This is a genomic window from Frankia alni ACN14a (assembly GCF_000058485.1).
Classification (GTDB): domain Bacteria; phylum Actinomycetota; class Actinomycetes; order Frankiales; family Frankiaceae; genus Frankia; species Frankia alni.
In genome coordinates, this window is record NC_008278.1 from 1,992,415 (window position 1) to 2,005,060 (window position 12,646).

Genomic DNA, 12,646 nt, shown 5'->3' on the forward strand with positions numbered 1-12,646 from the left:
CCTCAGCGCCGCCCGGCCCTCAGCGCCGTCCGTCTCTCAGCGGCGAGCGGTCGCTGCGGGGGACACCCGGGTCGCCTCGGCGGTACGCACGATGTTGCGCAGCATGCCGCCGAACACGGCCGCGTGGAAGGGGCTGACCGCCCACCAGTAGAGCTGGCCGGGCAGCCCGCGGGGCAGGAAGATGGCCCGCTGCCGGTAGACCGTGCCGCCGTCGTCGCCGACGGCGGCACGCAGCTCCAGCCAGCCGTCGCCGGGCATCTTCATCTCCGCCCGCAACCGCAGCAGCCGGCCGGGCTCGATCTCCTCGACGCGCCAGAAGTCCAGCGCCTCGCCGACGCGCACCCGCTGCGGGTCCCGCCGGCCGCGGCGCAGGCCGACGCCCCCCAGCACGGTGTCCAGCCAGCCGCGGGCCGACCAGGCCAGCGGCCACGAGTACCAGCCGTTCTCGCCGCCGATGCCCTCGATGACCCGCCAGAGCCGGTTTGGCGGGGCGGCCACCGGCATGCTGCGCTCGTCGACGTAGAGCGCCCCGCCGGTCCAGTGCGGATCCGTGAAGGTCGGCTCGCCGGGCGGGCGGGGGGCGCAGGTCACGCTGCCGCGGCCGGCCGCGGTCCCCAGGATCGACGGCGACAGGGTCCCGGCGGTCCGCACGGTCCCTGCCGGCTCTGCGGTCCCGGCCGCCTTCGCGGTGGTCCCCACCGGCTTCGGCCGCGCGGCCCGCCGCGCGGTCCGGGTGGGCGAGCGGGTCGGCCAGACCGCCGTCGACCAGCGGGTCTCGACGCCGCGTTCGCGGACGCGGGCGAGCGCGTAGGCGGCCGCGGTGTCGAAGGGCATCAGCCCGTCCGGCGGGTCCGGGATCCACCGACGTACCGCGTGCCCGTCGCGGACCACGACCTCGGTGCGCAGCGACCGGACCAGGGGCTTTGCGATGGCCTTGGGCACCGGGGTGACGACGCCGACCCACAGCGACGACAGCCCGGGCGACAGCACCGGCACCGGGATGATGATCCGCCTGCGCAGCCCCTCCACCGCCGCGAAACGCTGCATCATCTCCGCGTAGGTCAGGATGTCCGGGCCGCCCACGTCGAACGACCGGTTGACCTCCGTGGGCACCCCCAGCGCGCCGATCAGGTAGTACAGCACGTCGCGGACCGCGATCGGCTGGATGCGGGTGCGCACCCAGCGGGGGGTCAGCATCACCGGCAGCCGTTCGGTGAGGTAGCGCAGCATCTCGAACGACGCACTGCCGCTGCCGATGATGACCGCCGCCCGCAGCACGATGGTGGGGACCCCGGAGTCCAGCAGGATCCTCGCGACCTCCTGGCGGGAGCTCAGATGCGCGGACAGGCCCTCCTCGCCGCCCGCCGGGCTCAGCCCGCCGAGGTAGACGATGCGCCGCACCCCGGCCGAGCGGGCGGCGGCGGCGAAGGCGCTCGCCGCCTGGCGGTCCACCGCGGAGAAGTCCCCGCCCGCGTCGATGGAGTGGATGAGGTAGTAGGCGACGTCGACACCGGACATCGCCGCCGGCAGGGAGGCCGGGTCGCGGGCGTCGGCCTGGACCACCTGCGCCCGGGCCGCCCAGGGGACGCCGCGCAGGCGGGCCGGATCGCGGGTCATCGCCCGCACGTCGTACCCCTGGTCGAGCAGGCGGGGGGCGAGCCGGCCACCGATGTAGCCGGTCGCCCCGGTGACGAGGATGCGCACACCGCCTACCTGCCCAGCGCCGACGGCGCGTACCCGGGACCGGTCGGGCCAGGTGCCGCCGGTGCCTCAGGCGGAGGCGGCCTCGGTCACGTCCGTGCTCAGGTAGGCCGACCAGCGCGGATCCATCCGTCGGGACCCCAGAATGCGCCAGGCGGCTCCGCTCGGCGCTCGGGGGGCCGTGCGGAGCCGCCAGCCAAGATCAGCCACGGCGCGGTCGGCTTTGACATGGTTGCAGCGACCGCAGGCCGCCACGACGTTCTCCCACACGTGCGCGCCCCCACGGGAGCGTGGAATGACGTGGTCCAGCGATGTTGCCGGCGCATTGCAGTACACGCACCGGTGATGATCGCGCGCCAGCACACCCTTGCGGGTCAGCGGGACCTGCGAGCGGTATGGCACCCGGACGAAACGCGCTAACCGGACCACGATCGGGACGTCGACGGACGTCGTCGAGGACCGAAGAACCTGGCCCGCCGATTCGACCATCACGGCCTTGTCGGTCAGGACCAGGACAAGCGCGCGCCTTTGCGACACCACGCACAGAGGCTCGTACGTGGCATTGAGAACCAGCGCCTCCGCCACGCGCCGACCTCCTGCCCACCGAGGGCCCTTTGCGGGCCGTTCTGCCCAAGCGTCTCCGGTGACAATGGACAGTCAACCGTCTTCGGCGGCAGAACGCGAGCCTGTTTGCATGGTCATCGGCTTTTGTGCCGTGGCGCTGCACATATCTGGTGGCCTTTGTCACTCTCCGCCCATCAATCGGTGAGCTTTTGGCCACTCTCCGTCGATCCAGTGTGAGCGGGGTCATCATGGCGGCGCGTGGTCGCCCGTTGGCCTGCTCCGGGGGTGGGCACCGATGGGCCGTCCCCATGGGCGAGACTGATCTCGATCGTCGCCCCCCGAGCATGGGCGCGCCATGCCGCGGATCGGCCGCCCCGGTGGTGTCGCGACCGCCAGGGCCGCCACGACCGCCGCCCGCGGTCGCCCTGACCGCCCACGGCAGCCGACACCGCCGTGACCGCCGATGCCGCCATGACCGACGGAACCAACAGGAAGGATGACCGACGTCGTGACGCCCGCCCCGTCCCTGCTGGCCCAACCGCTCATCCCCGGCCTGGGGATGCTGCTGTCCGCCTCGCCGTCGCCCGCCGCGTCGGCGGGCCCGCTGTCCGCCGCCGCGACGGCAACCCCGTCACCCTCGCCGAGTCCGTCGGCGACGACCGATCCGCTGGTCTCGCTCGAGGGGGTCGCCAACGCCCTGCGCGACGCCTGCGGGACCAGTCCCGGCCTGCTCTGTCGGACCGTCTACAACGCTACGCACAGTAACTATCTTGCCTCCGGCGCCGAGGTGTTCCTGGGCACCCCGATCAGGATCATCCTCATCCTGCTGATCGCCCTCGTGGTGCGGGCGCTGCTGCACAGGTTCATCCGACGGACCACGGAACGGGCCGGCTCCGGGGGCGGCGGCGGGCTCTTCCGTGGTTCCCGTGCCGGGACGCTGCTGGGCGCGTTCGGGGATCCGACGGTACTGATGGAAAGGCGCCGGCAGCGGGCCGCGACGGTCGGTTCGCTGCTGCGCAGCGTGACCTCCATCTTCGTCTTCGGCCTGGCATTCCTGAGCATCCTGGGTGAGCTGGGCATCAATCTCGCGCCCATCGTCGCGAGTGCCGGCGTCCTGGGAATCGCCGTCGGTTTCGGCGCGCAGAACCTCGTCCGCGACTTCCTGTCCGGGATGTTCATGCTGCTCGAAGACCAGTACGGCGTGGGTGACGTCATCGACGTCGGCGCCGTCTCGGGCACCGTCGAGGCGGTGAGCCTGCGGATGACGAGGCTGCGGGATGTCGAGGGAACCGTCTGGTACGTCCGTAATGGTGAGATCACCCGGATCGGTAACAAGAGTCAGCAATGGGCGAGGACCGTGCTTGATGTCCCGCTCGACTACGACACCGAGGTCGGCGAGGCCAAGCGGGTGCTCGGCCGCACCGCCGACGAGTTGTGGGCGGACCCCCGATGGAGCAGCCTCATCCTCGCCGAGCCGGAGGTGTGGGGCATGGAGACCATGACCGCCGACGGCTACTCCCTGCGCCTCGCGATCAAGACCCAGCCGCTGAAACAGTGGGAGGTGGCCCGCGAGCTGCGGGAGCGGGTGCGCACGGCGCTCAGCGACGCCGGCATCGCCCTCGGCACCGTCCAGCGCAGCGAGGTGACCGTGGTCGACGACGACGAGGAGGAGCGCGACGACGACGAGACCGAGGACGACGGCTCGGGGGCGGGGCTGCCGGGCGGCTCGATCACCGAGGACCTGCCGCGGCCGCGGCTGGACCCGCCGAGCCCGTCGCGTTCCGGGTGAGCCCGTCCGGGGCCTCGCCGTGCGCCGCCGGACCGCCGCGCCACCGGCGGATCCCCGTCGCAGCCGGGGATCCGGGCCGGCGGGCCGGCTGAAGCCGGCCTGAAGATCGCGGTAGGTGTTCCTGAGACGGGCCGGCAGCCGGCCACCTGCCCCTCGTGCCCAGGCAGACTGGAACCGTGCGGGTACTGGTGGTGGACGACGACGCGGCTGTCCGGGAGTCCCTGGAGCGCTCGCTCCGGTTCGAGGGTTATGAGGTGACGACCGCGGTCGACGGCGCGGACGCCCTCGACGCGGTGTGCCGTGACCAGCCGGACATCGTGGTCCTCGACGTGATGATGCCTCGCATCGACGGGCTGGAGACCTGCCGCCAGTTGCGGGCCCGCGGCGACGACGTCCCGGTGCTCATGCTGACCGCGCGGGACGGCCTGGCCGATCGGGTCAGCGGTCTCGACGTCGGCGCCGACGACTACCTGGTCAAACCGTTCGCGCTGGAGGAGTTGTTCGCCCGGCTGCGGGCGCTGACCCGCCGGGCGGCGCTCGCCGCCCGGGCCGCCGGGGCGGGCGGCGCCGGCGGGCCGGGTGCGCTCGCCGACTCGGTGCTGCGCTACGGCGGCGTGAGCCTGGATCAGGCCAGCCGGCAGGTGACCCGGGGCGAGCGGGAACTGACCCTGACCAAGACCGAGTTCGAACTGCTGGAGCTGTTCCTCAGCCATCCGCGGCAGGTGCTGTCCCGCTCAATGATCATGGAGAGGGTCTGGGGCTACGACTTCGGCCCCACCTCCAACTCGCTGGAGGTCTTCGTGAGCTACCTGCGACGCAAGCTCGAAGCGGGCGGCGAACCGCGGCTGCTGCACACCGTGCGCGGTGTCGGTTACGTGCTGCGTGAGCCGGCGGGGGACCGCGGGTGACGCGAGCCGGCGGCGGTTCGCCGGCACGCGGTGCGGCGCCGCCGTCCTGGGGGCGGCCGTTGCCCGCCTTTCCGGCGCCCGCCGGTGCCGGCGGACCGGTCGGTGGTGCCGGCGGACCGGCCGGTGGTGCCGGCGGACCGGTCGGTGGTGCCGGCGGACCGGTCGGTGGTGGTGCGCCCGCCGGGGGTGAGTCCGGCCTGCCGGGGGGCGCCGCCCCGCGAGCCGGGTTCGCCGCCCGGGTCGGGCCGAAGCAGCGATCCCGGCTCAGGTTCTCCTCGCCGTTGGGCCGGCTCACCCTGCGGGCGCGGCTCGCACTGCTCGTGGGCATGGCGGTGGCCGCCGCCGTCGCGGTGGTCGCCGGGGTCTCCCTCGGCGCCACCAGCATCGTGCTCAACCAGGCCATCGACGACCAGCTCATCGAGCAGGCGGAGGCGTCCGCGGACACCATCCAGACCAACTCGCTGGGCCTGGGACTCGGCCTGCAGGCGTTCAGCTTCGGCCTGGAGGGCCAGTTCCTCGACGCCGGCGGCAACCCGCTGCAGAACGCCGTGTCGTCCTGGAACAGCGTGCGGATCCCGGTCGACGCCGCCGACGCCGAGGTCGCCCGCCGGGAACGGACCCAGAACCTGCGCACGATCACCGTCGACGGCCAGTCCTACCGGCTGGTCACGGTCCCGCTGCAGCGCCCGGCGTCCGGCGGGGCACTCCAACTCGCCCGTCCGACCACCGATGTCGACCGGACACTGCGCGATCTCGGGCTGGTGCTGCTCGTCGTCGGGGTCGTCGGGGTCGTCGGGGTCGTCGGCTCGGCGCTGGCCGGGCGGATCGTGGCCCGGGCGGCCCTGAAACCCGTCGACGCCGCCGCCGCGGCCGCCGAGGAGGTGGCCCGCACCCAGGACCTCTCGGCGCTGATCCCCGTCACCGGGGCCGACGAGATCACCCGGCTCGCGGAGAGTCTCAACAGCATGCTGCGGGCCCTGGAGGCCTCCAGGGCCCGCCAGCGCCAGCTCGTCGACGACGCCAGCCACGAGCTGCGCACCCCCCTGACCAGCCTGCGGACCAACATCGAGCTGTTGCTGCGCGCCGAGGCGAACCCGCACCGTGCGCTGCCCGCGGCCGACCGCGCGGCTCTGCTGCGCGATGTGGACGCCCAGATGCGCGAGCTGTCCGGGCTGGTCAGCGAGCTCGTCGAGCTCGCCCGGGACGAGGTGCCCACCGAGGATGTGGAGCGGCTCGACCTGGCCGAGATCGTCGCCGCCGCCGCGGAACGCGTGCGTCGACGCGCCACCGGCAAGGGCATCCGCATCGAGGTCGACGCCGCGAGCTCCCCGGTCGACGGCCGGGCGAACATGCTCGAACGAGCCGTCACCAACCTGCTCGACAACGCGGTGAAGTTCTCGCCGCCGGCGTCGGTCGTGCGGGTGCGCACCCGCGACGGCGAGGTCACCGTCGCCGACGACGGCCCGGGCATCGCCCCGCAGGAGCGGGCTCAGGTCTTCGATCGGTTCTACCGGGCCACCTCGGCGCGTGGGCTGCCGGGATCCGGGCTCGGCCTCGCGATCGTCGCCGACGCCGTGCAGACCCACGGCGGCACCGTGGTCGCGGAGGGCTCACCGAGCGGCGGGGCCCTGCTACGGATGCGGCTGCCGCCGGCGATCCCCGACCCCTCGGACCCCCGAGACGCGCTGACCCTCGCGGGCGGCCTCTCGGCCACGGATGCCGATCTGGCGTGGCGGCCGCCGCCGTCTCCCGACCCGGTCTCCTCGCCCTGGAGCCGCACCGGCGCCGCTCCTACCACAGGCTCGCCGGCCCCGACGCCGGCGGACGGTGCGTCCCGGCCGGGTCCCGCGGCGGAGAATCCTGGTCCGTGAGCCCAGACGATTCCGCCCGGTCCGTGCCGCCCGACCATTCCGTGCCCGTGCGGTCACGTGCGGCACCTGGCCCGGGAGCACCTGGGCCGGCGGTGGCCGGTCCGGTGGCACCGGCCCCGGCGGCCCTGGGTGTCGATGCGGCGGTGGCGCAGCCCGCGGATCCGGCCGAGGAGTGGACGGCACCGGCCGTCCGGGAGCTCGCCGAGCTTGCCGAGGTGGCCGGAGTCGCGACCTCGTACCGCGACGCCGAGGGGGCGCTCGTGCGGGTCGCGCCGCAGACCGTACGGGCGGTCCTGCGTCTGCTGGGGATCGACCCGAGCGACCCGGCGGCGGCCCTCGCCGAGGCCCGGGAGGCGCCCTGGCGGCGCCGGCTGCCGGCCTGCGCCGTGGTGTCGGCCGCCGCGCCGCGCCCGATCGTCGTGCACCTGCCCGCGGGCGCCGTGGCACGGGCCGAACTGGAACTCGACACCGGCCGGCGGATCCCCCTCGACCCGCCGGGCGAGCCCACCGAACGCCGCAGCCTCGACGGCGAGTCGTGGGAGGCCCGGCCGCTCGCCCTGCCCGCCGGGCTGCCGCTGGGCGACCACGTGCTGCACGTCGCGGTGGGGGCGCGGCGTCTGCGCTGTGCGCTCGTCGCCGTGCCGGACGCGGTGCCCGGGCCCTCGGCGCTCGCCGAGCCGGCGCGGGCCTGGGGCTGGATGATCCAGCTCTACGCGCTGCGGTCGGCGTCCTCCTGGGGCATGGGTGACTACGCCGACCTCGCCGACCTCGCCGACTGGTCCGGCCGGGCGGGTGCGGACGTGCTGCTCGTCAATCCCCTGCATGCCGCCGCCCCGACCCTGCCGGTCGCCGCGTCGCCCTACTCACCGGTCAGTCGCCGCTTCGCCGCGCCGCTCTACCTGCGACCCGAGGCGACGCCCGAGTACGCGCGGGTCGACGAGCAGACCCGGGCCGCCGTCGACGAGCTCGCCCGTGCGGCCCGCCGGGACGGTCGCCCGGACGGCCTGCTCGACCGCGACGCCGTCTGGCGGGCGAAGTCCACCGCGCTGGAGCTGCTGTTCCGGGCCGCGCGCGGCGCCGCCGACCCCGACGCCGTCGACCCGCAGGCCGTCGACCCGCAGGCCGTCGACCCGCAGGCCGCCGACACGGATGCTGCCGTTGCGGGGCTGGCCGACTTCGCGACCTGGTGCGCGCTGGCCGAGCGGCACGGGCCGGACTGGCGGGCGTGGCCCGCGCAGCTCGCGCATCCCGGCACACCCGCCGTCGCGGCCGCCCGCGTCGAGCTGGCCGACCGCATCGCCTTCCACGCCTGGCTGCAGCGGCGCTGCGACGACCAGCTCGCCGCGGCGCAGGCCGCCGCCCGCGGCACCGGGATGGCCGCGGGGATCGTGCACGATCTCGCGGTCGGGGTCGATCCGGGCGGGGCGGACGCCTGGGCCCTGCAGGACGTCCTCGCCGTCGACGCCACGGTGGGGGCCCCACCCGACACGTTCAACCAGCAGGGCCAGGACTGGGGACTGCCGCCCTGGCGACCGCAGGCGCTGGCCGACACCGGGTACGCACCGTTCCGGCAGATGGTGGCGGCGGTGCTGCGCCGCGGCGGGGGGCTGCGGGTGGACCACATCCTCGGCCTGTTCCGGCTGTGGTGGATCCCGTCGGGGGCCGGAGCGGCGAACGGCACCTACGTCCGGTACGACGCCGAGGCGATGCTCGGGCTGGTTGCCCTGGAGGCCGCGCGGACCGGTGCCGTCGTCGTGGGCGAGGATCTGGGCACCGTCGAACCGTCCGTGGCGACCACGCTGGCGCGTACGGGGGTGCTCGGGTCCACGGTGCTGTGGTTCGAGCAGGACGACGCCGGCCGCCCGCTGCCGCCGGCGCGGTACCGGGCGGCGACGATGGCCAGCGTCACCACGCACGACCTGCCCACCGCGGCGGGCTATCTCGAAGGTGAGCACGTGCGGCTTCGGGCCGGGCTGGGCCTGCTCGGACGGTCCGAGCAGGCGGAGACCGCCGGCTGGCGCGCCGAGCGGGACGCGTTGCTCGACCTGCTGCAGGCCGAGGGGCTGACGGGGCTGGCCGAGGTGACGGGGCCGGCCAAGGTGACGGGGCCGGCCGAGGTGACCGGGGGCGGGGCGCAGTTCACGACAGCGGCCCGTACCGAACTCGCCTTCGCCCTGCACCGGCTGCTGGTGCGCTCACCGTGCCGCATCGTGCTGGCCGCCCCCGGCGACGCCCTCGGCGACCTGCACCAGCCCAACCTGCCCGGGACGGTCGACGCCTACCCCAACTGGCGGCTGCCCGTGCGCGACGCCGACGGCGAGGAGGTCACGGTGGAACGCCTGCGCACCGACCCCGCGGTGGCGCGACTCGGCGCGTTGCTGGCCGAGGTCCGCGGCGCATCCGGTACCGGTGGGGCCTTTCTCACCCCCGGGCGGGGACCGTCGGCACCCCTGAAAGAGGACCCTCGACCCACTTCCCGGTAACCTTCGCTGCGTGACTCCACGCCAACCGCGCTGGTCCCGCTGGCTGCCCCTCGCCGGTATGTTCCATTCGCCGCGAGGGTCGGGCGGCCGCCCGGCGTCGCGTCGCGGCACCGCCCTGCGCCGGGTGTTGACCATCGGCGGCCTGTCGCTGTTCGCGCTGCCGGTCTTCGCGGCCACCGCCTCCGCGGGGGAGATCGGAACCAAGTACAACCCCGACCCGCTCACCGCCCTGCAGACCTGGGGGATCTACGGTGGCGCGATCGTCGGCGGGTTCCTGGTCGCGATCCTGCTCGCCGCCTGGTCCAGCCGCAAGAGCGGGCCGACGCGCTACCGGCCGGGTCAGCCCTGGGAGCACGACGAGGTCTGGATCGGCACCAAGCCGGAGGAGATCGAGGGCGAGCGGACCCCCAGGGCCGTCCCCGGCGCGGGTGGTGCCAGTGGCAACTGGTGAGGCGTTCACCTCGGAGCAGCTCGAGCGGCTGAACCGGGCGCTGGAACTCGCCCAGAAGCACAGCGGCGTCCGCTTCGGCGTCCGGCTCGGGTCGGTGCGCGGCGACGTGCGGCTCGCCGCGGAGCGGATCCTGTCGACCCTCGTCGAGGACCCGGCCCGGGATCCCGCCGTGCTCATCCTCGTCTCGCCGGGGCAGTGCTTCGTGCGGGTCGCCACCACGCCGGCCGCCCGCAAGCGCATCAGCGACTCCGCCTCCGGGCTCGCCGCGCTCACGATGACGTCCAGCTTCTCCCTGGGAGACCTGGTAGGCGGCCTCACGACCGGCATCCGCCAGCTCGGCGAGGCGGCCGGCCCGGCCGCCCCCGCCCACGCAGCCCCCATCTCGTCCCCCGCCGCCGGCAGCCCGGCGGCCCACTGACGCGGCGAGTCGCGCCGGGCCCACCGCCCGGCGACTCGCTCGTCCGCACCTGACACGCGCGACGACCGTCCCGCCTGCCACGCGCCGCGATCGCCGCGTCGGCCTCGCGGTCGTCCCGGGCCGGTGCACCACCGCGGGTTTCTCGGACCCGCTGGATTGCTGTGCCCTCCGGAGTGACCATCGTCGACGCTGGCGGTGTACTCCCTGGGGCTTCGCCGCCAGTTCCTTCTGCTCGCTGTCCGCCGATCCGCCACTGGCGCTGGTCTGCCTGACCAGGACCGCACAGTGCCACGTCGCCTTCGCCACCGCGACCCAGTGGGCCAGCCAGGTGCTGGCAGACCGGCATGCCGGCATGCTTCGACGGTGCGCGACCCGGGATGCGGACAAGTCCGCCGGCGTTGAGTTCCGGCTGGACGGACGCGGGGTGCCGGTCCTACCGGGCGCCGTGGTCCTACTGGCCGGCGCCGTCGGAGCGCAACACGGCCTCGAGCAGACCTGGAAACCTGACGGCGAGATCTTCCCGACGCAGAGAGAGCAGGTTCTCCCGGCCGGCGGGGCGCTGCCAGATCACGCCGCTGTCGCGGAGCACCCGCCAGTGATGGGTCAGGGTGGACTTGGAGATCTCGGTGCGCAGGCTCGCCCCGACGGTGCCGCAGGAACGCTCGCCCTCCTCGTCGAGGATGCGGACGATCTCCAGCCTGATCGAGTTGCCCAGCGCCGTCAGGACGCTCTCCAGCCGGATCTGCTCACGGAGCGGGTGCTGGCTCAGCATGACGGCCAGCGTAGTCGAACGATACGACGGTACGCGAACGGCAGGACTGCAGGGAAGCGGTCGCGGCGCGGACAGATCGCCGTCCGAGGACACTGCGTCGACATCGACCTGCGTCACGGTCCGGTCAACTGTACGTTTGAACTCGTACAGTCGTACTGACAACGGATCTCGTCGAACAGGGGTGCCCGCGACATGTCCACGCCCTCGACCGCGCCGGCCGGCTCGCCCACGACCGGTCATCGCCATCTCGGCCTGAGCCTCGCGCTGTTGGCCCTCGCGCAACTGATCTTCTCGCTGGACCTGAACATCGTCTTCGTGGCCCTGCCCGACATCAAGGAGACCCTGCACTTCTCGGGGCAGACGGAGCAGTGGGTGGTCAGCGCCTACGCCGTGTTCGCCGGGGGGTTCCTGCTGCTGGGGGGTCGGGCGGCCGACCTGCTGGGCCGGCGTCGCATGTTCGTGCTGGCCCTGGCCATCTACGCCGTCTCCTCCTTCGTCGGCGGCCTGGCGGGCGCGCCGGCGGTGCTCGTCGTCGCCCGCGCGGTGCAGGGAATCGGCGCCGCGTTGCTGCTTCCGTCGACGCTGTCCCTCATCAACACCCTGTTCGAGGAGGGTCCGCGGCGAAACCGGGCGCTCGCGGTCTGGGGCGGCGCCGGAGCAAGTGGCCTGACGGTCGGCGCGCTGCTCGGCGGCGTCCTCACCCAGGCGTTCGGGTGGTCCGCCGTCTTCTTCGTCAACGTGCCGCTTGCGGTCCTCGTCGCCCTGGCGGCCCTCGCCGTCATCCCCGCCGACGCGCCGCGTCACGCCGCCCGGCGCTTCGACCTGCCCGGGGCTCTGACGGTGACGGCGGGCGCGACGATGCTGGTCTTCGTGCTCGTCCAGGGCCCGGAGTCGGGCTGGACCTCGGGTGGCGTCGTCGCCGGCGTCGTCGCCGCCGCGATCCTGCTGCCCGCATTCATCGTGCTGGAGGCCCGCACTGCGGATCCCCTGCTGGCGCTCCGGTTGCTGCGCAACCGCCCGCTGACGGTCGCCATCACGGTGACCTTCATCTACATGGCCACGTTCGGTACGTTGCCCTACTTCCTGACGCTGCTGCTGCAGGAGGTGCACGGCTACAACGCGCTGCGCACCGGCCTGGCCTTCCTCATCCCGTCCGTCGCGATCGCCACGGGCACCCAGGTGGGCGAACGGATGACGAACGCCGTCGGCGCCCGCCTCACCCTGCTGGCCGGGTTCGCCTTCGGCGCGGTGGGAACCGCCGTGCTCGCGCTGGGCTTCGACAGCGCGCGGTCGTTCTCCGTCCTGCTGCCCGGGCTGATCCTTTCCGGCATCGCCCAAGGCGTGGTCTGGACGGCGATGTGGATCGCGGCCGCCTCGGGAGTGGCAGCGCGGGAACAGGGCGTCGCCTCCGGCATGGCCTCCACCACCCTGAACATCGGCAACGCCGTCGGGCTCGCCGTCCTCGTCGCCGTCGCCACCGCGGACATAGCCGACCAGCAGGGAGATCGCCTGCGCGCCGATCTCGCCGACGGTGCGTTCACCGCGGTCCTGCTCACGGCCGCCGGTATGGTCATCGGCCTGCTCCTGGTCGCGTTCGCTCTGCCGCGGACACCGGCGGCGGCGACCGTGCCGGCGCTCGACCTCGACGAGCCGGTCCCGGTCACGGAGGCGAGGTGACCCCAGCGGTGG

At 74.0% G+C, this 12,646-nt stretch carries 10 protein-coding genes and 1 pseudogene; 8 read left to right on the forward strand and 3 right to left on the reverse strand.

From position 1 onward, the window contains the following. Window positions 1-36 precede the first annotated feature (36 nt). Window positions 37-1,704: a DUF2867 domain-containing protein gene (locus FRAAL_RS07970; protein WP_011603026.1), complete on the reverse strand. Its 1,668-nt coding sequence runs from the start codon at window positions 1,702-1,704 to the stop codon at window positions 37-39. A 66-nt stretch (window positions 1,705-1,770) separates the two neighbouring features. Continuing rightward, window positions 1,771-2,286: an HNH endonuclease gene (locus FRAAL_RS07975; protein ID WP_009739884.1), complete on the reverse strand. Its 516-nt coding sequence runs from the start codon at window positions 2,284-2,286 to the stop codon at window positions 1,771-1,773. A gap of 475 nt (window positions 2,287-2,761) precedes the next feature. On the opposite strand from FRAAL_RS07975, the gene FRAAL_RS07980 reads away from it, so the two are divergent. The 7 genes and pseudogenes from FRAAL_RS07980 to FRAAL_RS36030 form a co-directional block, all read left to right on the forward strand. Beyond that, the gene (locus FRAAL_RS07980) at window positions 2,762-4,054 is read left to right on the forward strand and encodes a mechanosensitive ion channel family protein (protein WP_011603027.1); all 1,293 of its coding nucleotides are present in this window, start codon (window positions 2,762-2,764) and stop codon (window positions 4,052-4,054) included. Between the two features lie 176 nt (window positions 4,055-4,230). Then, on the forward strand, window positions 4,231-4,962 hold the full coding sequence (locus FRAAL_RS07985) for a response regulator transcription factor (RefSeq protein ID WP_041939006.1): 732 nt from the start codon (window positions 4,231-4,233) through the stop codon (window positions 4,960-4,962). 326 nt (window positions 4,963-5,288) lie between these two features. Beyond that, window positions 5,289-6,833 carry a HAMP domain-containing sensor histidine kinase gene (locus FRAAL_RS07990; protein ID WP_372667014.1) on the forward strand — a complete coding sequence of 515 codons (1,545 nt, stop codon included), beginning with the start codon at window positions 5,289-5,291 and terminating at the stop codon, window positions 6,831-6,833. Window positions 6,834-6,937: 104 nt separating this feature from the next. Next, on the forward strand, window positions 6,938-9,316 hold the full coding sequence (malQ, locus tag FRAAL_RS07995; RefSeq protein WP_011603030.1) for a 4-alpha-glucanotransferase: 2,379 nt from the start codon (window positions 6,938-6,940) through the stop codon (window positions 9,314-9,316). Between the two features lie 10 nt (window positions 9,317-9,326). Beyond that, window positions 9,327-9,767 (forward strand): hypothetical protein, encoded by a 441-nt coding sequence (locus tag FRAAL_RS08000; RefSeq protein ID WP_231861569.1) that lies wholly within the window; start codon window positions 9,327-9,329, stop codon window positions 9,765-9,767. Then, the gene (locus FRAAL_RS08005) at window positions 9,754-10,185 is read left to right on the forward strand and encodes a DUF5130 family protein (RefSeq protein ID WP_011603032.1); all 432 of its coding nucleotides are present in this window, start codon (window positions 9,754-9,756) and stop codon (window positions 10,183-10,185) included. The genes FRAAL_RS08000 and FRAAL_RS08005 overlap by 14 nt, the downstream gene beginning before the upstream one ends. Before the next feature lie 259 nt (window positions 10,186-10,444). Further along, a pseudogene (locus FRAAL_RS36030) lies at window positions 10,445-10,594 on the forward strand (flavin reductase family protein); the annotation flags it as partial. A gap of 42 nt (window positions 10,595-10,636) precedes the next feature. Here FRAAL_RS36030 and FRAAL_RS08010 read toward each other — a convergent pair. Further along, a complete protein-coding gene (locus FRAAL_RS08010; RefSeq protein WP_011603033.1) occupies window positions 10,637-10,957 on the reverse strand; it encodes an ArsR/SmtB family transcription factor in 321 nt (106 codons plus the stop codon). 192 nt (window positions 10,958-11,149) lie between these two features. Between FRAAL_RS08010 and FRAAL_RS08015 the strand changes: the two genes are divergently transcribed. Beyond that, window positions 11,150-12,634, forward strand: coding sequence for an MFS transporter (locus FRAAL_RS08015; RefSeq protein ID WP_011603034.1), 1,485 nt, complete (start codon window positions 11,150-11,152; stop codon window positions 12,632-12,634). Window positions 12,635-12,646 lie beyond the last annotated feature (12 nt).